At 60.9% G+C, this 26888-nt stretch carries 19 protein-coding genes; 1 reads left to right on the top strand and 18 read right to left on the bottom strand.

The features are described from left to right. Positions 1-71: 71 nt before the first annotated feature. The 4 genes from VPH41_RS24090 to VPH41_RS24075 form a co-directional block, all read right to left on the bottom strand. On the bottom strand, positions 72-1838 hold the full coding sequence (locus VPH41_RS24090; protein ID WP_226941565.1) for a methyl-accepting chemotaxis protein: 1767 nt from the start codon (positions 1836-1838) through the stop codon (positions 72-74). Positions 1839-2358: 520 nt separating this feature from the next. After that, positions 2359-2820, bottom strand: a complete 462-nt coding sequence (locus VPH41_RS24085) for a hypothetical protein (protein ID WP_328571750.1) — start codon at positions 2818-2820, stop codon at positions 2359-2361. After that, a complete protein-coding gene (gene dusA / locus VPH41_RS24080; protein ID WP_328571749.1) occupies positions 2820-3839 on the bottom strand; it encodes a tRNA dihydrouridine(20/20a) synthase DusA in 1020 nt (339 codons plus the stop codon). The genes VPH41_RS24085 and dusA overlap by 1 nt, the downstream gene beginning before the upstream one ends. Before the next feature lie 293 nt (positions 3840-4132). After that, on the bottom strand, positions 4133-5005 hold the full coding sequence (locus VPH41_RS24075; protein WP_328571748.1) for a LysR family transcriptional regulator: 873 nt from the start codon (positions 5003-5005) through the stop codon (positions 4133-4135). 283 nt (positions 5006-5288) lie between these two features. On the opposite strand from VPH41_RS24075, the gene VPH41_RS24070 reads away from it, so the two are divergent. Further along, positions 5289-6173: an endo alpha-1,4 polygalactosaminidase gene (locus VPH41_RS24070; protein ID WP_328571747.1), complete on the top strand. Its 885-nt coding sequence runs from the start codon at positions 5289-5291 to the stop codon at positions 6171-6173. Between the two features lie 115 nt (positions 6174-6288). Here VPH41_RS24070 and typA read toward each other — a convergent pair whose 3' ends face one another. From typA to VPH41_RS24000, 14 genes are all read right to left on the bottom strand, one after another. After that, on the bottom strand, positions 6289-8121 hold the full coding sequence (typA, locus tag VPH41_RS24065) for a translational GTPase TypA (RefSeq protein ID WP_230538709.1): 1833 nt from the start codon (positions 8119-8121) through the stop codon (positions 6289-6291). 207 nt (positions 8122-8328) lie between these two features. Further along, positions 8329-9264 (bottom strand): tRNA pseudouridine(55) synthase TruB, encoded by a 936-nt coding sequence (truB, locus tag VPH41_RS24060; RefSeq protein ID WP_328571746.1) that lies wholly within the window; start codon positions 9262-9264, stop codon positions 8329-8331. Positions 9265-9266: 2 nt separating this feature from the next. After that, positions 9267-9683: a 30S ribosome-binding factor RbfA gene (rbfA, locus tag VPH41_RS24055; RefSeq protein WP_099665290.1), complete on the bottom strand. Its 417-nt coding sequence runs from the start codon at positions 9681-9683 to the stop codon at positions 9267-9269. Between the two features lie 111 nt (positions 9684-9794). Then, on the bottom strand, positions 9795-12653 hold the full coding sequence (gene infB / locus VPH41_RS24050) for a translation initiation factor IF-2 (protein ID WP_152284884.1): 2859 nt from the start codon (positions 12651-12653) through the stop codon (positions 9795-9797). A 46-nt stretch (positions 12654-12699) separates the two neighbouring features. Next, a complete protein-coding gene (gene nusA, locus VPH41_RS24045; RefSeq protein WP_086144982.1) occupies positions 12700-14265 on the bottom strand; it encodes a transcription termination factor NusA in 1566 nt (521 codons plus the stop codon). Beyond that, a complete protein-coding gene (gene rimP, locus VPH41_RS24040) occupies positions 14262-14750 on the bottom strand; it encodes a ribosome maturation factor RimP (protein ID WP_035828693.1) in 489 nt (162 codons plus the stop codon). Before rimP ends, nusA begins: the two co-directional genes overlap by 4 nt. A 343-nt stretch (positions 14751-15093) precedes the next feature. After that, positions 15094-17163 (bottom strand): 23S rRNA pseudouridine(2605) synthase RluB, encoded by a 2070-nt coding sequence (gene rluB / locus VPH41_RS24035; protein WP_328571745.1) that lies wholly within the window; start codon positions 17161-17163, stop codon positions 15094-15096. Beyond that, on the bottom strand, positions 17156-17950 hold the full coding sequence (gene scpB / locus VPH41_RS24030) for an SMC-Scp complex subunit ScpB (protein ID WP_131688802.1): 795 nt from the start codon (positions 17948-17950) through the stop codon (positions 17156-17158). Before scpB ends, rluB begins: the two co-directional genes overlap by 8 nt. A 397-nt stretch (positions 17951-18347) precedes the next feature. Then, positions 18348-19367, bottom strand: coding sequence for a glucokinase (locus tag VPH41_RS24025; RefSeq protein ID WP_152281594.1), 1020 nt, complete (start codon positions 19365-19367; stop codon positions 18348-18350). Between the two features lie 390 nt (positions 19368-19757). Then, positions 19758-20720, bottom strand: coding sequence for a VTT domain-containing protein (locus VPH41_RS24020; RefSeq protein ID WP_152258920.1), 963 nt, complete (start codon positions 20718-20720; stop codon positions 19758-19760). A 27-nt stretch (positions 20721-20747) separates the two neighbouring features. After that, the gene (locus VPH41_RS24015) at positions 20748-22439 is read right to left on the bottom strand and encodes an ABC transporter ATP-binding protein (RefSeq protein WP_328571744.1); all 1692 of its coding nucleotides are present in this window, start codon (positions 22437-22439) and stop codon (positions 20748-20750) included. Positions 22440-22448: 9 nt separating this feature from the next. After that, positions 22449-23567, bottom strand: coding sequence for an ABC transporter permease (locus tag VPH41_RS24010; RefSeq protein WP_152281596.1), 1119 nt, complete (start codon positions 23565-23567; stop codon positions 22449-22451). 6 nt (positions 23568-23573) lie between these two features. Further along, on the bottom strand, positions 23574-24512 hold the full coding sequence (locus VPH41_RS24005; RefSeq protein WP_131374152.1) for an ABC transporter permease: 939 nt from the start codon (positions 24510-24512) through the stop codon (positions 23574-23576). A 28-nt stretch (positions 24513-24540) separates the two neighbouring features. Further along, positions 24541-26397 carry an ABC transporter substrate-binding protein gene (locus tag VPH41_RS24000; RefSeq protein ID WP_287774807.1) on the bottom strand — a complete coding sequence of 619 codons (1857 nt, stop codon included), beginning with the start codon at positions 26395-26397 and terminating at the stop codon, positions 24541-24543. Positions 26398-26888 lie beyond the last annotated feature (491 nt).

The raw sequence follows: 26888 nt of genomic DNA, 5'->3' as shown, positions 1-26888 counted from the left end.
CTACGCAGGACGGTGCTGCCGGGATGTCAGCCTCCCGGTGGGCACCTTGCCTTCGTGATGTCGCTTGATGCTTAAAACTCTTCCCACTCGTCATTGCTGGTGCTGCTCGCCGCCGCGGCCTTGCGTGGCGCCGGAGCCGCTGCGGGAGCGGCCGCTTCAGCCTTGCGGGCCAGCGACTTCACCGGGCGCAATGCCGGTGCCGGCTTGCGCGCAGCTACCGGTGCGGCCACAGCTGCCACGGGGGCCGGCACGTACGCTGCCGGCTTCTCTTCGCCCTCGACCAGTTTGAAGATGCTGACCACGTGGGCCAGTTCGGCCGCCTGGTCTTGCAGGCTTTGCGCCGCAGCGGCCGCCTGTTCCACGAGGGCCGCATTCTGCTGCGTCATGCCATCCATCTCGATGATCGACAGGTTCACCTGTTCGATGCCGGCACTTTGTTCCTGGCTGGCACTGGCGATCTCGCTCATGATGTCGGTGACGCGGCGCACGCTGTCGACCACTTCGCCCATCGTCACGCCGGCCTGGCCCACCAGGCGCGTACCGCGCTCGGTCTTCTCGGCCGAGTCGTCGATGAGGATCTTGATTTCTTTCGCGGCGCCAGCGGAACGCTGGGCCAGGTTGCGCACTTCCGACGCCACCACGGCAAAGCCGCGGCCTTGTTCGCCGGCACGTGCCGCTTCCACGGCCGCATTCAGCGCCAGGATATTGGTCTGGAAGGCGATGCCGTCGATGACGCCGATGATGTCGACGATTTTCTTCGCCGATTCATTGATCGAGCTCATGGTGTCAACCACTTGCGACACGACGGAGCCGCCCTTCAGGGCCACGTCCGAAGCGGTGGCCGCCAGCTTGTTGGCTTCCCGCGCATTGTCCGCATTCTGTTTCACGGTCGAGGTCAGCTCTTCCATGGCCGACGCCGTCTTTTCCAGCGCGCTGGCCTGCATTTCCGTGCGCGACGACAGGTCGATATTGCCGTCTGCGATTTCGCGCGACGCCGTACCGATGGTTTCCGTGCCCACGCGTACCTGGCCGACGATGCCCACCAGGCTGTTGCGCATTTCCTTCATTTCCGCCAGCAGGCTGGAATTGTCCGAAGGCTGGGTGTGGATGCCGATCGACAGGTCGCCATTGGCGATGCTGCCGGCGATCGATGCCGTGTAGTCAGGCTCGCCGCCCAGCTGTTTCAGCAGGCCGCGGGTAATCACCAGTGCTGCCGCCACGCCCATCGCCACGGCCAGTACGCCGAGGATGATCATGAACAGGCGCGCACTGTCGAACGCCTTGCGGGCATCCGATTGCATCTGCTCGTTCAGCTTGTCTTCCAGGGTGGCCAGCTGCTCCAGCGCTTCCATCCATTTTTTCTGTACCGGGCGGATTTCCTTGATCATCACGCGCGTGGCGCCTTCCGCATCGTTGGCCATCCACAGGGCCGATGCCTTGGCGATGGCCGGCATGGCGGCCGCCTCGTATTCCTTGATCGAGCTCAGCAGGGCTTTTTCTTCGGAAGTCGACTCGACGGCGAATTTCTCTTCGAGCTTCTTCTGCGTTTCCTGATAGGTGCTGGTCTGCGTCTTGATACGCGCCATTTCCGGCTCCATATCGCTCGCGTCCGTCATCAGGGTCAAAATGCGCAGCGAGGTGATGCGGTCGCTGACGTTGCCACGCATGTCGATCACCAGGCGGGTGACGACATTGTTGACATTGATCACGTGATCGAGACGTTCCTGGATTTGCGCCATGCGCGCGATGCCGAGGACGGTCACGGCCACCAGCAGAACCAGTACCAGGGCGAATCCCAGGCCCAGGCGGGTACCAACCTTCATTTTTGCTAAATTCATTTCGGCTCTTCGTAAATGAAACTATTGATAAGAATTTTTGCCCGGCACGACAAGACGAAGGCTGCGTAACGCCGGTATCCGCCCTTACCCACTGGTATGCTGGCGGTCTCCGGCCGCACGCAGCCTGGGGTACTTCCTGGTCTTTCGCCAGCCCTGTTCAACCCAGTGACTGCGAATGCAAACTTGTTCCACACGCTGAAGTTTTGACACCGTTGATATGAGATCAACATCAAACATTCATATGAGAAATATTTGTCTATAATCAATTATAGGTGTAAATTTTGCCTCAAAGCAAGCAATAAGTACCCGAATAAATGGCAGATTAACTTTCTTCGGGGAAATGGCAACAATGCCGTTTCTTGCCCCTTAGAAATGCCCCAAGGCAGTGCGGCCGTGCGCCGAAACAGCGCATTTACAACACATGGCATAGCCATATGACATCATTCATTGAATGGAATTCAGGGGAAGGGGAAGTGCGGACAATACCACTGCGCCGGGGCAGCGGTATAGACAAGTTGGGTCAGCTGTCCCAGCTGCAATGCATCACATAGGCGTGGCCGTCTGTGCCGAAGATAAAGACGCTCCAGATGGCGCCCAATTGTCCCGCCAGGCTGTGCTGGCCAGACGATACCAGTTGATACCAGTGCGGCTCGCTGCCGAGCAGTTCGGCCAGTTCGCGCACGAAACCGTCATACAGGCGTGCGTCGAGCGGCTGGCGATCAGCCTCGCTCATCGGACGCAGGCGCTCGAGCAGCCACTGGCGCGGCGTGCACGCGGCGCCGCTGCACGCGACCTGTTCCAGCGGCAGCAGGCGCAGGCCGTCCGGCCGTATGTCCAGCGCGCGGCACACGGTATCGAGCGATGCCTGCGGCGCCACCGGCCCCAGATATGAACACAGCAAGTCGCTGCCGTCATCCTTGAGCGCGCTGACGGCTTGCAGATAGCCGTCCAGCTGGCGCGCAAGGCCGTGGAAATCGTCCATTACGCAGGCAGCGACAATCGCGCCGCCGCTTCCAGCAGCAGGCGCGGGTCGCCCGAAGCCAGCTTCTTCGAATCGGACAGGGTCTGGCGGAAGCCGCGCGCGCCGGGCAGGTTTTGCATCAGGCCCAGCATGTGGCGCGTGACGCTGTTCAGCTTCAGGCGCCCCGCTTCCTTCTCCAGCTGCGCACTGATATATGGAATCATCGCTTCGAGCACCTGTTCGCGCGTTTTGACGGGAGCGTCGTCGCCGTAATAGCGCTGGTCGAACTGCGCCATCACGTAGGGGTTGTGGTAGGCCTCGCGGCCCAGCATCACGCCGTCGAGGTGCTGCAAGTGCAAGTCGATCTCGTCGAGCGTCTTGATGCCGCCATTGATGATGAACTCGAACTGGGGAAAGTCGCGCTTCAGGCGGTAGGCATAGTCATACTTGAGCGGCGGCACTTCGCGGTTTTCCTTCGGGCTCAGGCCTTTCAGGATGGCATTGCGCGCATGCACGATAAACGTCTTGCAGCCGGCGTCGGCCACGGTACCGACGAAATCGCGCACGAAGTCGTACGACTCGCTGTCGTCGATGCCGATGCGGTGCTTCACCGTGACGTCGATATCGACCACGTCGCGCATGGCTTTCACGCAGTCGGCCACCAGTTGCGGCTCGGCCATCAGGCAGGCGCCGAACGCGCCCTTTTGCACGCGCTCGGACGGGCAGCCGCAGTTCAGGTTGACCTCGTCATAACCCCACTGCTGGCCCAGTTTCGCGCTGGTGGCCAGGTCCTTCGGATCGCTGCCGCCCAGCTGCAGCGCTACCGGATGCTCTTCCTCGTTGAAACGCAAATGGCGCTCCACGTCGCCGTAGACGAGCGCGCCCGTCGTCACCATTTCCGTGTACAGCCAGGTATGGCGCGTGATTTCGCGGTGGAACTTGCGGCAATGGCGGTCGGTCCAGTCCATCATGGGCGCGACGCTCAAGCGGCGACCAGTCACGACGCCGGATTCTGGGGTTTTCCCTTGTGGGGACTGCATGTTTTGTTGCATTGGTTTATCACTGTCTGGAATATGAATCACCTGACATCACACCGTAGCGCACTATATGGTTGCTAGGGCATGGCGGCGGTAATCAAGGTAGGAGCTCAACTGCGCATGCCAGTGCGGCGCAAGGGTTTTCGGGCTGAAACACGGACCTGCCCGGTCAAGGACTGATCACAGAAAGAGCGGCCACGGCCGGATCGATCATTCTGGCAATAAAATACCAGAAGGTGCGTATCATATCAAAAATGACGCCAGCATCGTTGGACAAGGTCAGCGCCAGAGCGGGCCTAGCCCAATTGCGCCACCAGGAAATCAACCAGGCTGACCAAACGGCGACGCGGATACGGGTCCTGCAAGTAGAGCAGATGCACCGGAACGGGCGGCGGCGCGAATCGGTCCAGCACCACCACCAGCTCACCTTTCGCAATGGCCTCCGCCAGCATGACCTCGGGCTGCAAGAGCAAGCCGGCCCCCGCCAGCGCCGCCGCGCGCAAGGCATAGCCGTCATTCGCCGAAAAGGCCTGCTGAACCGGCCAGGCCAGCAGGCTGCCGTCTTGCGCCACCCACTCCGGGTGCCACGCCTGATGTACCAGGCACTGGTGCATTTTCAGATCGGACCACTGCACCGGCGTGCCAGCACGCGCGAGGTAGGCGGGCGACGCGCAGATGCGGTTCTGAAAAGCGCGCAAGGGACGCGCAATCAATCCCGAGTCCGGCAAGTGTCCAACGCGCACGGCAAGATCGATACCCTCTTCGATCAGATCAACCATGGCATTTGCCAGCACCAGCTCAATTTCCACTTGTGGAAATCGCTGCTGATACTGAACGATCAATGGCGCCAGAATGGCGCTCCCCATCGAAATGGGCGTGGCAATCCGCAACCTGCCACGCGGCTCCCGATTCACATCCTGCGCCATTTCCTGCGCACGGTCCAGATGATCGAGTATGTCCTTGGCGCTGCGGTAGAAATGCAGGCCGGCCTCGGTCAGGTTCTGCTTGCGCGTATCGCGCTTGAGCAGCCGTGTACCCAGCAACTCTTCCAGCTGTCGTATTTGCCTACCGACCATCGCCGTAGTAATGCCCAGCTTGTTTCCGGCCAGTGTGAAGTTTCCCGCTTCGACGACACGCACCAGCGTTTCCATGCATTTCAATTTATCCATCGACGAGCCTTGCCTCGAACACTGGTTACTATTGGTATAAGGAGTTTATCCGGCAGGCCACTTCACCGGACCTGCGTCATCGGCAAAAATAACGGCGGCCGACCTGTCTCTTCTCATGCCAGGTCGCCACCCATGCATTTTTCCACTTCAACCTGAATGAAAAACAGCCTCCATCTCATCCGGAACGACGCCAATTATATTCGCCGGCGATGCCAGACGCCGGCAAGGCATCCATCGTACCTGACCGACGGATCCTGTCGCCCATTCCCTCCAAGATATACACATGAAGAAAATACTGAGTCATACCATCTGTCAGCGAACGATGTCCATCACGGTCATCGCCTGCGCGCTGGCAGCCTGCGGAGGCGGCGGCGACACTGCCGCCGCACCAGTACCCGTCGTATCAACGCCCGCACCGACGCCGGTCCCGGCAGCAGGAAAATGGCAGCTCGCCGTGAACGACACCTGGCAGTGGCAACTGCGGGGCGCCATTAACACCAGCTACGACGCCGCAGTCTATGATGTCGATCTGGTCGACGCGGCGCAGGCCACCATCGACCAACTGCACCGGCAGGGTCGGCACGTCGTCTGCTATTTTTCGGCCGGCTCGTCCGAAGATTTCAGGTCTGATGCCGGCGTATTCAAGCCGACGGACATGGGTAGCAAGCTGGCCGGCTGGGCTGGCGAGCGCTGGCTCGACATACGCTCGGCCAATGTGCGGCAATTCATGGCACAGCGCCGCCTCGATCTGGCCGTCTCCAAGGGCTGCGACGGCGTCGAACCGGACAATGTGGATGGCTATGCAAACAGCACGGGCTTTCCGCTCACGGCCAGTGACCAGCTCGACTACAACCGTTTTCTTGCCACGGAAGCACACCGCCGCAATCTGAAAGTGGGCTTGAAAAACGACCTGGCGCAGGTTGCGCTGCTGGTCAACGAGTTCGACTTCGCAGTCAACGAACAATGTCATGAATTCGGCGAATGCGACAAGCTGCATCCGTTTACGGCTGCGGCCAAGCCTGTCTTCAACGCCGAATACCGCGCTGATTACCGTACCAATGCAGCAGATGCGCGAACCATGCTTTGCGCCGAGGCCAAGGCCGAAAACTTCCGGACGCTGGTGCTACCGCTGGAACTGGACGACACCTTCCGTTACAGCTGCGGCTGAGCCAAGCAATCACGACAGCCGTAAACGACAAACCCGCTGTGTGCATGGCCTGTCAGGCATGCAGCACAGCGGGTTTGACAGCAGCATGGCCAAGCGACCATGCCAGCACTACATATTACGCGTCGCGCGACGCTTTTTTACGCTCGTGCTCTTTCAGGAAGCGCTTGCGCAGACGGATCGATTTAGGCGTGATTTCCACCAGTTCGTCGTCCTCGATGAATTCGACTGCGTATTCCAGCGACATCTGAATTGGCGGTACCAGGCGCACTGCTTCGTCGGTACCCGACGAACGCACGTTGGTCAGCTGCTTGCCCTTGATCGGGTTGACGACCAGGTCGTTGTCGCGCGAGTGGATACCGATGACCATGCCTTCGTAGACTGGGTCATTGTGCGACACGAACATGCGGCCGCGGTCTTGCAGTTTCCAGATAGCGTAGGCAACAGCAGCGCCGTCGTCCTGCGAGATCAGCACGCCGTTGCGACGGCCAGCCATTTCGCCACGGGTGTTGTCGACTGGTGCGTATTCGTGGAATACGTGGCTCATCAGGCCGGTGCCGCGGGTCAGGGTCATGAATTCGCCCTGGAAGCCGATCAGGCCACGTGCCGGGATCAGGTACTCGAGACGCACGCGGCCCTTGCCATCCGATTCCATGTTTTGCAGGTCGCCGCGACGACGGCCCAGTTCTTCCATGACGCCGCCCTGGTTCGCTTCCTCAACGTCAACCGACAAGTTTTCAAACGGCTCGTGGCGCACGCCATCAACCATCTTGAACACCACGCGTGGACGCGATACGGCCAGCTCGAAGCCTTCGCGACGCATGTTTTCGATCAGAATCGTCAGGTGCAGCTCGCCGCGGCCCGATACTTCGAAGATCGTGTCGTCGTCGGTTGGTGCCACGCGCAGAGCAACGTTGGCTTTCAATTCTTTTTCCAGACGGTCACGCAGTTGACGCGAGGTCACGAACTTGCCTTCGCGGCCAGCCAGTGGCGAGTTGTTGACCATGAAGTTCATGGTCAGGGTCGGCTCGTCGACGGTCAGCATCGGCAGCGCTTCTGGCGTGTCCACGGCGCACAGGGTCGAACCGATGCCGATTTCGTCGATACCGTTGATCAGGCAGATGTCGCCGGCGACGGCTTCGTCCACCAGCACGCGCTCCAGGCCCTTGAAGTTCAGCACCTGGTTGATGCGGCCCTTGATCGGGGTCGCGCCTGGGCCATTGATGACCAGCACGTCCTGACCAACTTTAACGGTACCGCGGTTGACGCGGCCAATGCCGATCTTGCCCACGTACGACGAGTAGTCGAGCGAGGTGATCTGCATTTGCAGCGGACCTTCAGGATTGTCGTCGCGCACTGGAACGTGTTCCAGGATGGCGTCGAACATCGGCTTCATGTCGCCGCCGCGCACGTCTTCGGTCAGGCCGGCATAGCCGTTCAGGCCCGAAGCGTAAACGATAGGGAAGTCCAGTTGTTCGTCGGTAGCGCCCAGCTTGTCGAACAGTTCGAACGTCTGGTTGATGGCCCAGTCCGGACGTGCGCCTGGACGGTCGATCTTGTTGACGATCACGATAGGCTTCAGACCCAGTGCCAGCGCTTTGCGTGTGACGAAACGGGTTTGCGGCATCGGGCCTTCCTGTGCATCGATCAGCAGCAGAACCGAGTCCACCATCGACAGAACACGTTCCACTTCGCCGCCGAAGTCGGCGTGGCCTGGGGTGTCGACGATGTTGATGTGGGTGCCTTCGTACTCAACGGCGCAGTTCTTCGACAGAATCGTAATGCCGCGCTCCTTTTCCAGGTCGTTCGAGTCCATGACTCGGGTGTCGACCGCTTGGTTTTCACGGAAGGTGCCGGACTGACGCAGCAGCTGGTCCACGAGGGTGGTTTTGCCGTGGTCAACGTGGGCGATAATGGCGATATTACGAATTGCGCGTTTTGTATTTGACATGGTCGTAGTAGTTACTGAAAAACTGCGGAGTGCGTACAAGATGTACGAGATACCCGAATGCTAATCTATTTCCGGAACCGCGTAGTATAGCATGTTGCGTTGCAACGCTATCTAAAAATGCTGGCGGCTCCCTCAGTCGGGGACGGTTTGTTTAAAAAAGCGACACTGTTTGACGAGTGTCGCTGGGTAATATGACGTTGCTGTGACTTATTGATGCGCTGTCGCGATCAGACGCTCCGGCGCCAGGATGCTGTACTCCTGCAACTGGCCCGTGCCCAGCAGTTTACTGTCTTGATACACGCGCACCCTGCCCGGCTCGGCTGGTACGGCGACGTCTTCCTTGCCCAGCGCGATGCGCTGGCCATGCAGGAAACGCTTGGCCAATTCTTCCGTCAGCTGGACGGCGGGAAAGCTCGACAACAGGGCATCGACGGGCGCCAGCAAGCTTAACGGCGTGGCATGCGCCGTCAGCTCGTCGAGCGTGACGACGCCGTCCAGCGTCAGGTTGCCCACCTGCGTGCGGCGCAAGGCGTTCAAGTGGCCGCCGCAACCGAGGGCATGGCCGATATCTTCGCCCAGCACGCGAATATACGTACCCTTGCTGCACATCACGGACAATTTCAGGAACGGGGCTTCGTAGCCGAGGAACTCGAGCTTGTGGATGGTCACCGGGCGCGCTTCGCGCTCCAGGGTGATGCCTGCCCTTGCATACTCATATAAGGGCTTGCCGTCTCTTTTCAAGGCTGAGTACATGGGCGGCGTCTGCAGGATGGGCCCGCGGAACTGCGCCAGCACGGCTTCGATCTGCTCTACGGTGACGTTGACGTCGCGCGTTTCCAGCACCTCGCCTTCCGTGTCGCCCGTATCCGTCGTCTGCCCCAGGTGCACCAGGGTTTCGTAGGTCTTGTCCGCTTCCAGCAAGTCCTGCGAGAACTTCGTTGCCTCGCCAAAGCACAGCGGCAGCAAACCCGTGGCGAACGGATCCAGGGTGCCCGTATGGCCCGCCTTCTTCGCGTTCAGCACGCGCTTGGCCTTGATCAGCGCATCGTTGCTGGACCAGCCCACGGGCTTATCCAGCAGCAAAACGCCATCGACGAGGTCGCGCACCCGCTTGATGCCGGGCGGTTTCTTCGGACCGGCCACGCTTACTGCTCGTCCGTCTCGGGTTTCGCGTCCGGCTCGGCATCGGCCGCGCGCGTGGCGTTGGCCTTGTCGATCAGCAAGGACATTTCCATGCCGCGCGAGGTCGAGCTGTCGTGCACGAAATGCAGCATCGGCAAGGTGTGGATGTGCAGGCGCTTGCCCAGCAAGCCACGGATGAAACCGGCCGCGGCCATCAGGCCTTCGGTCGTATTCTTGATGGCTTCCTTGCTGTCTTTCAACATCGTGAAAAACACCTTGGCGTGCGCGTAATCGGGCGTGATCTGCACTTCGGTGATGGTGATCATCGTGCCCACGCGCGGATCTTTCAATTCGTAGGCGACGATTTCTGCCAGATCGCGCTGGATCTGGTCGGCCACGCGCAAGCCGCGCGCTGGCATGGTTTTGCTATGTTTAGCCATGATTTTATGCTGTCCTAAGTGCCGCAGGGCGCATGGGTCAAACGGTTGCCCGTTGACCAATGCGCCCCACGTATTTGCGCGGACAAAGTGTCCGCGCCATTACTGCTGTGATTACAGGGTACGAGCGATTTCCTGGACTTCGAATACTTCCAGTGTGTCGCCAACCTGAATGTCGTTGTAGTTCTTCAGCGACAGGCCGCACTCCAGACCGGCGCGAACTTCTTTCGCATCGTCCTTGAAGCGTTTCAGGGAGTCGATCTCGCCGCTCCACACCACGATGTTGTTGCGCAACAGGCGGACGGAAGAAGCACGCTTGACCACGCCATCGGTGACCAGGCAACCGGCAATCGCGCCCACTTTCGAGACCAGGATAACCTGGCGGATCTCGACCTGGCCGATGACCGTTTCGCGTTTCTCTGGTGCCAACATGCCCGACAACGCCGATTTGATCTCGTCGATCGCATCGTAAATGATGTTGTAGTAGCGAATGTCCACGCCATTCGACTCGGCCAGCTTGCGTGCCTGGGCATCAGCACGGGCGTTAAAGCCGATGATGACCGCTTTCGAGGCGACTGCCAGGTTGACGTCCGATTCCGTGATGCCGCCGACTGCCGCGTGAACCACTTGTACGCGCACTTCGGAGGTCGACAGTTTCTGCAACGAACCAACCAATGCTTCTTGCGAACCTTGCACGTCGGTTTTGATGATCAATGGCAAGTTTTTCACTTCGCCTTCGGCCATCTGGTCGAACATGTTTTCCAGTTTCGCAGCTTGCTGTTTCGCCAGTTTCACGTCGCGGAACTTACCTTGACGGAACAGACCGATTTCACGCGCCTTGCGCTCGTCAGCCATGACGACGACTTCTTCACCGGCAACCGGCACTTCCGTCAAGCCCTGGATTTCGACCGGAATCGAAGGACCCGCTTCGGCGATCGACTTGCCGTTCTCGTCCAGCATGGCGCGAACGCGGCCATACGAAGAGCCAGCCAGGATCACGTCGCCGCGGCGCAAGGTACCGGACTGCACCAGGATCGTCGCGACAGGACCACGGCCCTTGTCCAGACGCGCCTCGACTACCAGGCCGCGCGCAGGCGCTTCGACCGGTGCCGTCAGTTCCAGCACTTCGGCTTGCAGCAGCACTTGTTCCAGCAGGTCGTCGATACCTTGACCCGTTTTGGCCGAGACGGGCACGAATGGCGATTCGCCACCGTATTCTTCCGGCACGACTTGTTCGGCGACCAGTTCCTGCGTCACGCGGTCCACGTTGCCACCCGGCTTGTCGACCTTGTTGATCGCCACCACCAGCGGCACGCCGGCTGCTTTCGCATGGGCAATCGCTTCTTTCGTTTGCGGCATCACGCCATCGTCGGCGGCAACCACCAGAATGACGATGTCGGTTGCCTTGGCGCCACGGGCACGCATCGCGGTAAACGCTTCGTGGCCCGGGGTGTCGAGGAAGGTGATCATGCCGCGTGGCGTATCGACGTGGTATGCGCCGATATGCTGCGTAATGCCGCCCGCTTCGCCCGATGCAACCTTGGCGCGGCGGATGTAATCGAGCAGCGAGGTCTTGCCGTGGTCGACGTGACCCATGACGGTGACCACCGGTGCGCGTGGCTTGGTTTCGAAGTGCGCGTGTTCGCCCACGTCGGCCAGCAGCGCTTCCGGATCGTCCAGTTCGGCGGCGAACGCCTTGTGGCCCATTTCTTCCACCAGAATCATGGCGGTTTCCTGGTCCAGCACCTGGTTGATCGTGCACATCTGGCCCAATTTCATCAAATGCTTGATGACTTCGGATGCCTTGACGGACATTTTGTGCGCCAGTTCGGCCACGGTGATCGTTTCCGGTACGTGCACGTCCTTGACGACGGCTTCCGTAGGTGCCTGGAAGTTCGATTCACGGTCGTCATGGTGCGTCGGGCGACGGCCCTTCGCGCCACCGCGCCAGCTGTCACGGCCGCCTGGGCCGCTGTTGCCGCGTGGCTTGGGACCACCGGTGGTGCCGCGTTTTTTCGCGTCATCGGACCAGGTGGACGACACATTGGCCGACTTGATGGATTTCTTGTCTGCAACAGCAGGCTTCTTGTCGCCCGGCTTGTCGCCAGGTTTCTTGTCAGCAGGCTTGTGCAGGGTGCCTTCCGGCGCCTTCGGCTTGACCGGCACCGGTGCTGGCTCAGGGGCTTTGATGGCGCGGCGTGGCGCGTTCATCATGGCCTTGATCTGGGCGACTTCGTCGGCAACGGCCTTGCGTGCACGCTCGGTGGCTTCCGCTTTGTCAGCGGCTTCCTTGGCGGCAACAGCAGCGGCAGCGGCTTTCTTCTTCGCTTCTTCAGCAGCAGCAACTTTTTTCGCTTCGGCAGCGGCATCGTCAACGACAGGCGCAGCGGTGCTGGCGGCAGGCGCAGCAGCAGCCTTGGCAGCCGCTTTCTTCGCTTCCGCTTCCGCTTCTTTCTTCGCAGCCAGTTCAGCCTGTTGCGTGGCTTTCGCCTGGGCTTCTTTTTCCGCGTCGAGCTTGGCCAGACGTTCTTGCTTTTCGCGCAGATCGGCTTCCTGGCGGGCGATCAGTTCAGCCTGTTTACGGGCTTCTTCTTCACGGCGCGCCACGTCGGCGGGATCGATGACCGGTGCGGCAGGCGCAGCCGGCTCGGCTGCGACCGGCGCAGCTTCGTCACGCTGGACGAAAGTGCGTTTCTTGCGCACTTCCACCTGGATGGTGCGCGACTTGCCGGTGGCGTCAGCTTGCTTGATTTCAGTCGTTTCCTTGCGGGTCACGGTGATTTTTTTCTTTTCTGTGTCAGCCGCTGCGCCGTGTGTGCGGCGCAGATGATCCAAAAGCTTGTCCTTATCATCTTTCGACAATGGATCTGACGTCGAACTTTTCTCGACGCCGGCAGAACGCAGCTGCGTCAGCAGCAAATCTGCAGGCATCTTCAGTTCGGTGGCAAATTGGGCTACGTTGTTACTCGCCATTCAGTCCTCTTTTCTATGTGTCGCGGAGATGATAAAGATACTCAAATTAAGCCTTTGCGGATTCGGCCAGACTCCATGCCTTGGCTTGCAACGCCTTGGCACGATCGTCGTATTTCGAGTCAACCAACTTCATCTCATCGTCGGTCACATCTTTAAATTCACTTGTAATCAGTTCACGCGCACGGTCCGCAGACAAGGCCAGGATTGCGCCAAATTCGTCGTATGCCAGTGCTGCAAATGCTTCAACGGTCTTGATACCAGCCAGACCCAGCTTGCCGGCGGTAATGCGGTCCATGCCTTCCAGACCGACCAACGCCTCGTCCATGCCTTCCAGACCCTCTTCCGAAGCAATCGCTTCGGTCACGAGCGCATCACGCGCACGGGTACGGAGTTCATTGACGGTATCTTCGTCAAACGATTCGATTTCCAGCATTTCGGAAATTGGCACGTAAGCGATTTCTTCCAGACTGGCGAAACCTTCTTCCACCAGAATATCGGCCACTTCCTGGTCGACATCGAGCTTTTCCATGAACAGGATGCGCACGGCAGCCGTTTCCTGGGCAGCTTTGTCAGCCGATTCTTCGGCCGTCATGATGTTGATCTTCCAGCCGGTCAGGTCCGAGGCCAGGCGCACGTTCTGGCCGGAACGGCCGATCGCGATTGCCAGGTTTTCTTCATCGACGACAACATCCATCGCGTGTTTTTCTTCATCGACCATGATCGACGACACGTTCGCCGGCGCCAGGGCGCCGATGACGAACTGCGCCGGATCTTCCGACCACAACACGATGTCGACACGTTCGCCACCGAGTTCGCCGGTCACAGCCTGCACGCGCGAACCGCGCATGCCGACGCAAGTACCGATCGGATCGATGCGCTTGTCGGCCGTGTAGACGGCGATCTTGGCGCGCACGCCGGCATCGCGGGCTGCGGATTTGATTTCCAGCATGCCTTGCTCGATTTCCGGCACTTCCAGTTCGAACAGCTTCATGATGAATTCCGGCGCGGTGCGCGACAGAATCACTTGCGGGCCGCGCATGTTGCGGTCGATGCGCAAGATGTAGGCACGGACGCGGTCGCCGATACGCAGATTCTCTTTCGGGATCATCTGGTCGCGCGGCAAACGTGCTTCGATCTTGCCCGATTCGACGATGGCGTCGCCGCGTTCCATGCGCTTGATGGTGCCGGTAACGAGCGAATCGCCGCGTTCCAGGAAGTCGACCAGGATCTGTTCACGTTCGGCGTCACGCACGCGCTGCAGGACGACCTGTTTGGTATCCTGGGCGAAACGGCGGCCGAATTCAACGGATTCGATCGGCTCTTCGATGTGGTCATCGACTTCGATATCGGGAATCTGTTCTTTAGCCTCGAAATGCAGGATCTCCTGATCCGGCAGTTGCAGACCTGCTTCATCGGGCACCACGTGCCAGCGGCGGAACGATTCGAATTCGCCCGTTTCGCGGTCGATCGAAACGCGGATGTCTACCTCACCCTCATACCGTTTCTTCGTGGCTTGCGCCAACGCGAATTCGAGGGCGCCGAAGACGACATCTTTATCGACGTTTTTTTCGCGCGCCAGCGCGTCAACCAATAATAAAACTTCGCGGCTCATGCTTTGCGTCCCTTAAAAACCACCTGCGGCACCAAGCGTGCCTTATCCACATCGGCGAGCGTAAACTCCAACATCGCCGGACCATCCTTACCTTCAAATTCCAACGACAATTTATCGCCCACGGGTTCTTGCAAGATCCCCTGGAACGATTTCCGGTTGTTCGTACCCGGCATCGCCACCATCAGCTTGACGATGATTTCCTGCCCTGCGAAACGGACGAAGTCTTCCAGCTTGCGCACCGGACGATCGAGACCCGGGGAAGAAATCTCGAGACGTTCGTAAGGAACGTTCTCTACCGTCAACACATGCGATAACTGGTGACTCACCGTGGCACAGTCTTCGACCGTGATCGGACCTTTTTCAGCGGCATCGGCGGCGCTGAAATCAATAAAGACGCGCAGCAGTCCGCGCTCGGCACGTTCGACATCAACGAGCTCATAGCCCAGACCTGTAACTGTCTTTTCAATTAATCCCAACTGCTGCAAGAAATTCTCCAGAAATAAGGCCCGTTTTCGGCATGACAGCGCCACATCGGGCGCCGGCAACATGCAAAAACACGCATTCAAGTCATATATGGCCCCTTGCGGAGCCATTACAAACGGTTCAACAAAAAAAAAATGGGCATCTGCCCATCTTCTTGTATTTCCCCAACCAGATGAAAGCACTCCCCACCAAACAACCCTGCGGAGAACTTTTATTAGGCTGCAGATTATAACCTCTTATTAACTTCGCCGCAATGCCGCACACAAGGAGCGGCCCGGCTTACAACAGTAACAAGAGCGCGCGCCCGCGGCAGATTATCGGGCGCGCAAGAAGAAATCCCCTGAATTAACCTTTGCTGCGGCGGCGCGGCATGCCATCCATGCCGCCACGATCCATGCCGCCACGGGGCTGACCACCGGAACGCGCTTGCCCACCGGCACCACCCGCATTGCGGCGCGGACCCGTGTTGGCGAAGCCGAATGCCGTTTGCAGCGGATCGGGCTGGCGCGGACCGCGCTGCGGCGCGCGGCCTTCGCCACCGGGACGGCCCTGGCCCTGGCCAGCGGCGCGCGGAGCACGGCCTTGCGGCGCGCCTTCGAACGATGCCGACGAACGCGGCTGCCCGCCCTGGAACGGACCTTGCGGCTGACCACGGCCTGGACCACGCGCTTCGCCTGGACGGCCGGCGCCGCCAGGGCGGCCCTGGCCTTGCGGACGGGCAAACTGGCCTTGCGGCTGGCCACGGCGCGGCGCGACGGGGAATGGATCGGCGTTGCGGTTGCTCACATCGATGCGGTTGCCATTCGGCTCGTCATCGCGGCTCGCCTTGCGCGCTTCGCGGCCCTTGGCGGCGCCAGCGGCACGAGGATCGCCCGAAGGCGGCATTTTCTTTTCGATGCCGTAGGCGGCCAGCAGGTCGCGCACGGTGTTTTCATCCATCTCTTCCCAGCGGCCGCGCTTCAGGCCGCTCGGCAGGGTCATGGCGCCGTAGCGGGTACGGATCAGGCGCGAGACGGTCAGGCCGATCGCTTCGAACATGCGGCGCACTTCGCGGTTACGGCCTTCGCCGATCACCACGCGGTACCACTTGTTGATGCCTTCGCCGCCGCCATCGGCGATCTTCGAGAACTGCGCCATGCCGTCTTCCAGCTCGACGCCGGCCAGCAGTTTCTGGCGCATACCCTCTTCCAGCTCGCCCAGGGTACGCACGGCGTACTCGCGGTCGATGCCGTAGCGCGGGTGCATCAGGCGGTTGGCCAGGTCACCGGAAGTGGTAAACAGCAGCAAGCCTTCCGTGTTGAAGTCGAGGCGGCCAACGGCCAGCCACTTGCCGGCCTTCATGGTCGGCAAACGGTCGAACACGGATGGACGGCCGTCCGGGTCGTTGTGGCTGACGATTTCGCCGGCCGGCTTGTGGTACACCAGCACGCGCGGCGGCTTCTTGCTGACGCGGCGCTGGATCAACTTGCCGTTGATGCGCACATGGTCGCTCGGCAGGATGCGCTGGCCGATGTGGGCCGGCTCGCCATTGACGGACACGCGGCCCGAAATGATCAGGTCTTCCATGTCGCGGCGCGAACCGAGACCGGCTTCGGCCAGCACCTTGTGCAGCTTCGGCGCATCGTCGTCGGACGTCAGGTCGCGGCGCACGACAGCTTTTTGCGCGCGGCCCGTGCCGCCTTCTTCGCTGTCGAAAGCGTCGGAGGTGACGAACGAGAACACGGCATCGGCATCGCTGACCTTGCCTGGCGCAGCCTGGCGGCCCTTGCCCTTCTTGCGGCTCTTGCCCGCATTCTTGCCGGCGCCCGGCACGTCGTTGCGCGGACCGCGCGGCAGGCGCGGACCGGAAACGAGGTTGCCTTCAGCGTCGAACACATCGGCGACAGGCGCGGCGGCTTGCTCAGCGGCAGGCGCGGCTTCCGCTGCCTGCGGCGCTTCGGCGCGCGGCGGCTGGCGCAGCGCGCGCTCCGCCTGCACGCCACGCATCTGGCGCGGACCGCGCGTCGGACGCGCTTCGGCCGGCTTGTCGGCGACGGCTTCCGGCGCCGTCTCGGCAACGGCGGCAGCGGCCTTGGCGGCGGCGCGGGCGCGCGGCGGACGCGGCGCCGGCGCGGCGACTGCCTCGGCAGCAGCTTCCGCGGCGTCGGCCACGGCTTTCAGGGCCGGCTTGGCGCGGGTTTTCTTGGCGACTGGCGCAGCTTCAGCAGCATCGCCAGCAGCGGCGACAGGCGCGTCGGCGGCCACGTCGGCTTTCGTGCGGCGCTTCGGCTTGGCAGCGACGGTGTCGCCGGCAGCGGCGGCAGCAGTTGCAGCAACGGCGTCAGCTTCGATCTGGGCCTTGGTGCGGCGCTTGGGCTTGGCAACGACGGCTTCGTCGCTGGCGGTTACTGTCTCGGGTGTGTTCGGATTATTCATTCTTCGTTTCTTGGCTGTGCTGACCTGGCGCAGCGTCAACCGTTAGTTCTGGCGCAGGGTCGTGAGTGTAGGCTTCGTCCGTGGGCGAAGCATCGGGGCCGGCATCAAGGCTTGCTGTCACATCTACATCTGTCACAGCCGTATTGCTACCTGCACCAAGCTGGTGGGCAAGCTCATTGCTTGCTTTATCAAAATTTTCCTGCAGGGCCGCTTCCAGGGCTTCGAGCCCATTGCCCTGCATCTCGCTGATTTGCTGCAAAGGCGGCAGCTGGGACAGCGAATGCAAACCCAGGTCATCCAAAAACTGCTTGGTGGTGGCCAGCAAGGCCGGCCTTCCCACCACGTCGCGGTAGCCGATGGCATCGACCCAGCCACGGTCTTCCAGCATCTTGATCGTCTGCGAATTGACGGCAACGCCGCGAATCTCTTCGATATCGCCGCGCGTCACCGGCTGGCGGTAGGCGATGATGGCCAGGGTTTCCAGGGTCGCCCGCGAATACTTGGGCGGCCGCTCGGGCGTCATGCGATCGAGATACATCTTCATTTCCGGGCGGCTTTGAAAGCGCCAGCCCGAGGCCAGACTGACGATCTCGATGCCGCGCCCTTCCCACTCTTGCCGCAACTCTTCCAGCAATTGCTTGATCGTGTCGGCACCGACGCCGACACCACGCACGCGACCATTCTCGTCCGCATCGACGAACAGCTTTTTCAGGCTGTGGATCGTCAGCGATTCACGAGCGCACAGCAACGCGGTTTCGAGGACTTTTTTAGCCTCAATTGTATTCATAGCAATTCTGTGCGGATGTGTGTTGCAATTCGTATGCAGAGAAAGAAATCAAAAACGTTCATTTCAACGTAACAGATGGCAGACATCATGATGACGCCGTGCTGGGTTACTAGTTGAGGCTGTTTTTCCGACGCCTTGGCCGATGCGCGCAAAGCGGGACTAAAGCGGATGCAGTGAAAGTCCTGCCATCCATGGTGCTGGCCTTAAATAACCAGCAATGAAACGAACTCCGGAGCAGCTGCTTCTCCCGTGGCGGCCAATCAGCCAGACCGGAGAGCGACAGTCGTCGTTTCATCCAACGATGCCAATTGTACCTGATAAAAAGCGGAAAAGCGCAAAACCGGGCAAAACACGCGTTTTACCCGGTCCTGGCGCGACACATCGCCCGCTCCCCGCATCACAGGGAGGCGAGTTTCTCCGAGAGAATGGCCGATGCGCCCAGGAAAGCTGGGTACTGCGCCGTGATGACGAAGGTGGGCACTTGCGACACATAATTGGCGAAGCGGCCCTTGCGCTCGAAGCGGGCGCGGAAACCGGAACGGTCGAAGCGCGCGCCCAGGCGTGGCACGATGCCGCCGCCGATATAGATACCGCCCAGCGCGCCCAGGGTGACGGCGACGTTGCCCGCCACCGTGCCCAGCATGCAGCAGAACGCTTCGATGACGTCGTCGCACAGCTGCGATTCGCCAGCCAGCGCGCGGCGCGTGATCTCCGCCGCCGGCAAGTCTTCGGCCGGCACGCCCGCGCGATCGGCCAGGGCCCGGTAGATCAGTTCCAGGCCATCGCCGGAAATCAGGCGTTCGGCCGAGACGTGTTCATATTCGCGCCAGGCAAATTGCAGAATGCTCACTTCCACTTCATTGAACGGCGCAAAGCTGACGTGGCCGCCTTCGCTTTGCAGGGCGATCCAGCCGCCGTGCGACGGAATCAGGCCCGACACGCCCAGGCCCGTGCCGGCGCCGATCAAACCGATGGCCGTGTTCGGACGGGCCGTGCCCGCGCCGATCTGATGCTTCTGCTCGCTCGACAGCTGCGGCAAGGCGCGCGCCAGGGCCGTGAAATCGTTGACCACGTCCAGGGTCGTGAAACCGCACTCTTCGCGCATGGCGCGGATCGAGAACGACCAGTGATGGTTCGTCATGCTGAGGAAATCGCCGTCGACCGGGTTGGCGATGGCGATCATGGCATGGCGTACGGCTTGTCCGCCCGCGGCAGCGATGTGCGGCAGGGCCAGATAGGCTTGCAGGGCGGCGGACAGGCTCGGGTAATCGGCACAGGGCAGCACTTCCACCAGGGTGATGTGGCCGGCGGCCACTTCCAGGGCGAAACGGGCATTCGTGCCGCCCACGTCGGCCAGCAGGCGCGGTCCATCGGCAAAGGCAGAAGTCGGCAATACGGGTGAAGACGAAGCGCTCATGATTTTAAATGATGAAGTGGGACGCATGGGACGCCAAGCTTAAAGGATGAATGCGCCCGGAGGCAAGCAAAGTTTGTAGTTTAAGTACATCAAAACAAGCCTTTATTGGTAGTTCCACTCCAAATGCAACAGGCACGGCCAAAGTTGCTCATAAACAATGATTCATAGTGAGCGCTTGCACTCGGCAGGCGCACGAAAACCATGCTGCACAGCAGCAGGAATCGCCTTGAAAGCAGAGTATGCCGGAGTTTGCGCAAAGCCGCTTTGTCCGTGGCGGTACGGCTGTCGCGCTGCCGTCCGGGCAGCCTGGCAATGGTGTTTTCGTATTATTACTACCGGTTTTTACCGTGGCTTTTTACTGCCAGCCTGGCGTGCCGGCGGCAGTGCGGATCAGGAGGGCAAGCCTTCGCCCAGCAGGCTGGCGGGCGCCGGCTGGTCCGAGCGGTAGGCAGCATTCCACGCGTCGAGGCCGCCATGCAGGGGCTTGGCCCGGTGAAAGCCGTGCTGGTGCAGCAGCTTGGCCACTTGCGCGGCCGTCACGTCGTTGGGACAGCTGCAATACACGATGATGTGGCGGTCCTTGTCCATGGCGATCATGGCCGGCACCGGCTCCTTGCCATTGAAGAACAAGGCGCCCGGCACGGCCGGTTCCAGCGCCTGCGCCGTGGCGCTGCGCGCATCGACCATCAGCGGTTCTTCGCCCTGCTCGATCAGGTCCAGCAATTCATCGATGCCGATGCGCTCGATCTGCAAGGCCTGGCGGAAACGCCGGCGCTCGAGGAATTTATACAGCAGGAACAGGCCCAGCAAGGTAGCCAGCATCAGCAAGGCCGTGCTGCCCATGGTGCTGAGCAAGTCGAGCACCTGCTGCACGCTGGCATGGAAGATCACGCCGACGACGATGCCCGTGCCGCTCCACAGCAAGGCGCCCAGGCCCGCGTACAGGAAAAACTGGCCCGGCGGCGTGCCCAGCGCCCCCGACATGGGTGCGGCCACGGTATTGAATCCCGGCACGAACTTGGAGACGACCAGGGCTTTCGGGCCCCAGCGCTTGAATTTGTCTTCCGTCTGGCTGACGCAGTAATCGGGCGACAGCGAGATGCGGCACAGCAGCCGCAGGATGCGCTTGCCGAAATGGCGGCCCGCGCGGAACCACGTGAAGTCGCTGATCAGGCAGGCGCCCAGCGCGGCGGCCAGCACCAATCCCCCATTCATGTCGCCATCGACGGCCAGCGCCCCCGCCACCACGAGGATGGGAAAGGCGGGAATCGGCAGGCCGAGCTGCTCCACCAGCACGATGCCAAAGACAATCAGGACACCGTAATGTTCGAGCAGGTAAATGAGGTTGGGCATGGGCGCTATCTTACCGCAAAAGCGTGTTTATATTTGCACGCCCTTCGGGATGGCACTCAATAGCGTGCGCGTGTAAGGATGCACGGGATTGCGGTACAGCTCATCCGAATCGGCCAGCTCCACCACCTGCCCCTTGTGCATCACCATCACCTGGTCGGCGATGTATTTCACCACCGACAAATCGTGCGAAATGAAGATGTAGGACAGGCCGAATTCATCCTGCAAGTCCTGCAGCAGGTTCAGCACCTGCGCCTGCACGGACACGTCCAGCGCCGACACGGATTCGTCGCACACGAGAATTTCCGGCTGCATGGTCAGGCAGCGGGCAATCGCGATGCGCTGGCGTTGGCCGCCGGAAAACTCGTGCGGATAGCGGTGGAAAGCCTGTTCCGGCAAGCCCACTTTCTCGAGCAGCCAGTAGGCCTTGGCGATGCGCTCCTTGTCGTCGGCGCCGATCTTGTGGATGCGCATAGGCTCGAGCAAGATCTGTCCCACCGTGAAGCGGGGGTTCAGCGAAGCATACGGATTCTGGAAGATGATCTGGATGCGGCGCTTATACGGCAGGTATTCCTTGTTCGGCATGGCAATCAGGTCCTTGCCGTGGAACATGGCCGTGCCGCCCGTCGCCTGGTGCAAACGCAGCAGGGTCAATCCCACCGTCGTCTTGCCGGAACCGGATTCGCCCACCACGCCCAGCGTCTTGCCGCGTGGCAAAGTAAACGACACATCCTTGACGGCCTGGAATTCGCGCTTGCCGAACAGGCCTTCGCGCGTATAAAAGCTCTTGCTCAAGTTATTCACCACCAGCACGGGTTCGTCGCCCGGCGTGTAGCCGCGCGTGCGCTGTTTGACTTCCACGCCGGGGCCGGCCTTGCCTTCCATGTAGTCGGCGATGACGGGCAAACGCCACGGCCGCTCGTCCAGGGACGGGCGGCAATGCAGCAGGGCCTTGGTATAACTGTCCTGCGGCGCTTCGAAGACCTGGCGCACCTCGCCCGTCTCGCGCACTTCGCCATGGCGCATGACGATCACCTGGTCGGCAATTTCGCCCACCAGGCCCAGGTCGTGGGTAATGAACAGCACGGACATCTGGTGTTTCTTTTGCAGCGCCGCGATCAGGTCCATGATCTGCTTCTGGATCGTCACGTCCAGCGCCGTCGTCGGCTCGTCCGCGATCAGCAGCTTCGGTTCGCAGGCAATCGCCATGGCGATCATCACGCGCTGCTGCTGGCCGCCCGACATCTGGCTCGGGTAGGCGTCGATCTTCGTGGCCGGGTCGGGTATGCCCACTTCCTCGAGCAATTCCAGGGTGCGGGTCCGCGCCTGCTTGCGGTTCATGCCCATGTGCTGGCGCAGCACTTCGGCGATCTGGAAACCCACCGTAAACACGGGGTTCAGGGACGACATCGGCTCCTGGAAGATCATCGAGATATCCTTGCCGCACATGGTGCGCCGCTCGGCGATCGACAGGTCCAGCAAATTGCGTCCGCCGAAATGGATGCTGGATCCGGGATCGATGATGGTGTTATCCGGCGGCAGCAGGCCCATCACGGCCAGGGAGCTGACGGACTTGCCGCTGCCCGATTCGCCCACCAGGGCGACGGTGCTGTTGCGCGGCACGTTGAACGAGATGCCCTTGACGGCTTCGAACGTGGTCTTCTTGTCCAGGCGGAAGGTGACGCGCAGGTCGCGCACTTCCAACAGGTTATTCTGGTCCATGAGCAACTCCTATTTCACTTTGGGGTCGAGCGCATCGCGCAAGGCATCGGTAAACAGCGAGAACGCCGTCACCAGCACGGCCATCGCCGTGGCGGCGGCCGTCAGCTGCCACCATTTGCCCAGGATCAGTTCATTTTGTGCCTCGTTGAGCATGCTGCCCCACGACACGGTACCCACCGGCACGCCAAAGCCGAGGAAGCTCAAAATCACTTCCGCCTTGATGAAGCCCACCACGAGGATGGACATCTGCACCAGCGCCACGTGACTCACGTTGGGGAAGATATGCGAGAACATCTTGCGCCAGTGCGAAGCGCCGATGGCGTCGGCCGCCATCACGTATTCGCGCGCCTTGTGCTTGATGTATTCGGCGCGGATCAAACGGTACGGCCCCGTCCAGCCCGTCAACCCCAGGATCAGCACGATGGTCAGCACGCCCTTTTGCTGCAGCACGGCCGCCACGGTGAGAATCATCAGGATCGACGGAATCGACGTGAAGATGCTGTAGAACCAGTTGAAGAAGTCATCGACCATGCCGCCGAAGTAGCCGGACACGGCGCCAAACAGCGTGCCCAGCACGACGGCCAGCAAGGCTGCCACCAGGCCCACCACGATCGACGTTTCGCCGCCCTTGATGGTTTTCTGCAGGATGTCGTGGCCCCACTTGTCGGCGCCGAACGGCAGTGTCGCCGCCTTGTGCGTGACGAGTTTCTTGGCCTTGCCCATGCCGGCGCGCAAGGCCGTCAAGTCGTCGGCCAGCGGGTCCGTGACGCCATACATGTCGACGCCGGCGGACGGATCGCTTTTCAACTCGGCGCGCAATTCGGCGATGTCGTCGGCCAGCGGATCGAGCACGTTGACGGGCGTGGGCGCGCTGCGCTCGTCGGCCAGGGGAATGGCCCCGTCGCCGGCCGCGGCCGCGTCCTTGTCGGCGCCGACAAACGTGGGTGGCGCATAGCTGACGGCCACTTCATCTTCCCAGTTCGCCGCCACCAGGCCGCTGGCGGACGCCAGCACCAGCAGGAAAAACGCGCCGACCACGGCCAGCGATACCATTGCAATCTTGTCGCCGCGCAAACGGCGCCACGCCAGGGCCCACAGGCCGGGCGAAGTATGAGGTTTCGACATCATCTCTTTCTACTTCAGTTGTACGCGAGGGTCGACCGCCTGGTACAGCAGGTCGGTGAGCAGGTTGAAGAGCATGGTGGCGGCGGCAACATACACGGTGATCGCCTTGATCACCGGAAAGTCGCTGCGCTCGACGGCCAGGATCACTTCACGCCCGATGCCGGGGATGCCGAAGAAGCGCTCGAGCAGGAAAGCGCCGATCAGCAGGGCCGGCAAGTTCGACATCACATAGGTAATGATGGGAATGGCGGCGTTGCGCAGCACGTGCACCCACATGATGCGGCCTTCCTTCAAGCCCTTGGCGCGCGCCGTGCGCACGTAATCCTGGTTCGCCTCGTCCAGCACGAAGGTGCGGAATAGGCGCAGGGTAGGCGCGATGGACACGGCCAGGCCGATCAGGATGGGCAAGGTGGAATAGCGCAGCAGGTTTTCCCAGAAGCTGTCGCCCCAGCCCTGCACGGGGAACAGGCCCAGCTTGTAGGCAAAGCCGTACTGGAAGACGATGATGTAGACGAGGATGGAAATCGACATGCCCACCGTGCAGGCGATCATGACGGCGCGGTCCGTCAGCGAACCGCGCACGAAGGCGATGGCCAGCGCCAGCGCCACGCCGAAAAACGTTTCCAGCACGGTCAGCGGAATCAGCACCATCATGGACGGGCCCAGGCGCGAAGTGATGATGTGCGACACGGTTTCGCCCGTGGCCCAGCTCTGGCCGAAGTCAAAGGTGACGATCTGCTTGATGAAGATCCACAGCTGCACGTAATACGGCTGGTCGACACCCAGCTGGCGGCGGATGTTGGCGATGCTTTCCGCACTCGACATCTTGCCGGCCAAAATGTAGGCGGGGTCGCCGCCCACCCAGTTGAACAGTATAAACACCAGCAGGACAACGCCCAGCATGGTCGGCAGCATCTGCCACAGACGGCGCAGGATATAAGCGAACATAATGATTCCTTGTTGTTATAAGCGCTGCTTATTTATTGGCCGAGGCCGCAGGGGCTGGCGCGGCAACCACGGGCGCGCCCGTGCTGTCGATATCCATGTACGCCCATTCCTGGAACAGGATCGGGTGCTTCTTGTAGCCGAGCACAGACTTTTGCGCCAGCATGTTGCGGTAGCGCGCATAGCCGATCAGGGCGCCCGCATTCACTTCCAGGCGGCGCGCCATCTTGTGGAACAGCTCGTCGCGCTCGGGGCTGGCCGGCATGGCCTGGCTGGCCGCGTACCATTTATCGTATTCCGGGTCCTGGTAGCAGCCGTTGTTGTTCTGGTGCGTGTTCGGGCCATAGAACAGCTGCATGAAATTGTCGCCGTCCGGATAGTCGGCCAGCCACGGCGCCGTGCGCGTCTGCATCTTGCACTGCTTTTCCGTTTTTAAGATGTCGGAAAAGATCATGCGGTCGTTTTCCATGCGGATGCCCAGCGAGTTGTACGTCTTGCGCCACATTTCCGCCTGCAGCACGCCGTTCGCTTCGTTGCGCGAAGCGTAGCGGATCAGCAGCGGCTTGCCGTCAGGCAAAGTGCGCCAGCCGTCGGCGCCCTTCTTGTAGCCGAACTTGTCGAGCAATTTATTGGCCAGCACGGGATCGTATTGCAGCAGGCTCTTGTAGTGCGGATCGTAGCCGACGACACCGGGCGGTATCGGATAGTCGAGGCGCTTGGCCTGGCCATTCCAGATGATGCGGATTTCTTCATCGATATTGTGCGCCATGGCAATGGCGCGGCGCAGCGCGATCTTTTCCTTGCTGAAGCCACCGAGGGTGGGGTCTTCCATGTTCCAGTAGTAATAGCTGATCTCCGGGTCCAGCAGGCGCGACAGTTGCACGCCCTTCTCCGCCAGCTCGGGACGCAGCTTGCCGTTGAGCAGTGCTTTCGGCGCCAGCGGACCGTCGAGCCAGAACACGTCCGTGCCGCCGCTCTGGAAGGACAGCCAGCGCGACTGGTCTTCGATCATCACGGAAATTTCGATGCGGTCGATGGCGGGAATCCGTTTACCCTGCATCTGGCGCACGATGCGCTGGTCGTCCGGGTCGTCGCCAGCCATGAAATTCCACGTCTCGGGCAAGTGCTGCGGATTGCGGTTCAGGACGATGCGGTTGCCGCGCGTCCATTCGCCCAGGGTGTAGTAGCCCGTGCCCACGGGATTCGAGCCCACTTCGCCCTTCACATCGCCATACTTGTCCACCACTTCGCGCGCCACGGCGGCCGTCGGCACGTAGGCGAGGATCATGGGGAAATTGAAATCCGTCTTGGTCAGCGAGATGCGCAAGGTGTACGGGTCGAGGATTTCCAGGCCGGCCACTTTCTTGCTGTAATCGAGCTTGTTCGACTTGGCCGCGTCCTTCGCCAGGTCGTCCAGGCCCACTACCTTGCCTTCGAACAGCCAGCTGTGCGGCGAAGCCAGGCGCGGGTCGAACAGGCGCTTCCACGAATACACATAATCGGCCATCGTCAGTTCGCGGCGCTTGCCGCCGAACGCGGCGTCGGGCGTGAACAGGATGCCTTTTTTCAGGCGGATGGTGTAGGTCTTGCCGTCGGCGGACACTTCCGGCATGGCGGCCGCCGCGCCGGGCACCACCTTGACGGGGCGCGCCAGGTAATCGTAGGTGTACAGGGTGTCGAAGACGGCCTGCGTGATGTGGTTCGAATACAGGTCGCGCGCGGTAGCGGGATCAAAGCCCGTCTCGGCGGCCGGCAGGATATAGCGCAAGGTTTTGACCGGCGCGGCCGCGGCGGCAGGGGCGGCATCCGCAGCAACGGCAGTGGCCGCCAGCGGCAGGGTGGCCAGGCAGGCGAGCAGCGCCACGCGCCGCATCCATGGTGACTTCATGTAATACCCTTCATCTCGATTATCTGTCGCACCGTATTGGTGCGCTTGTACTGGCTTCCCCCTGGGATACAGGATTCCACCGCCAAAACCAGTCCATCCTCGCAAGATCTATGCCTTGTTTTCAGCCAGTCGCGCCGCTGTCCTGGCGAGCTGGAAAAAGGCGTAACGATAACGCATATTCTGTTCGCCGGGCAAAAAGCCGCAGCATGCGTACAACGCGCGGCAAGGATCGCTCGCGGCCTTGCGAACATTTTCCGCAACGCAACATAGCCGGATCGGCGCCACAAAAAAACGTATTGGTAGAAACCCTTACGTCCACGAATGAGCGCCATTTCAATACGCCGGCGGAAAGCATATATCGCAGCGCAGCATTAAAAAAAATGCCATTTTAAAAACATCGCAACATTGGAAAAAACACTGTTGTTTCCATGCTGAAAGGTCACATCCCGGCGTTGACAAGCTTTCTCGGCAAGTGGTCTTATCAATCACGG

Origin of the sequence: Janthinobacterium sp. P210006 (assembly GCF_036231885.1) — a bacterium.
GTDB classification, from domain to species: domain Bacteria; phylum Pseudomonadota; class Gammaproteobacteria; order Burkholderiales; family Burkholderiaceae_D; genus Janthinobacterium; species Janthinobacterium violaceinigrum.
This window is presented reverse-complemented; position numbering and strand designations above follow the sequence as displayed.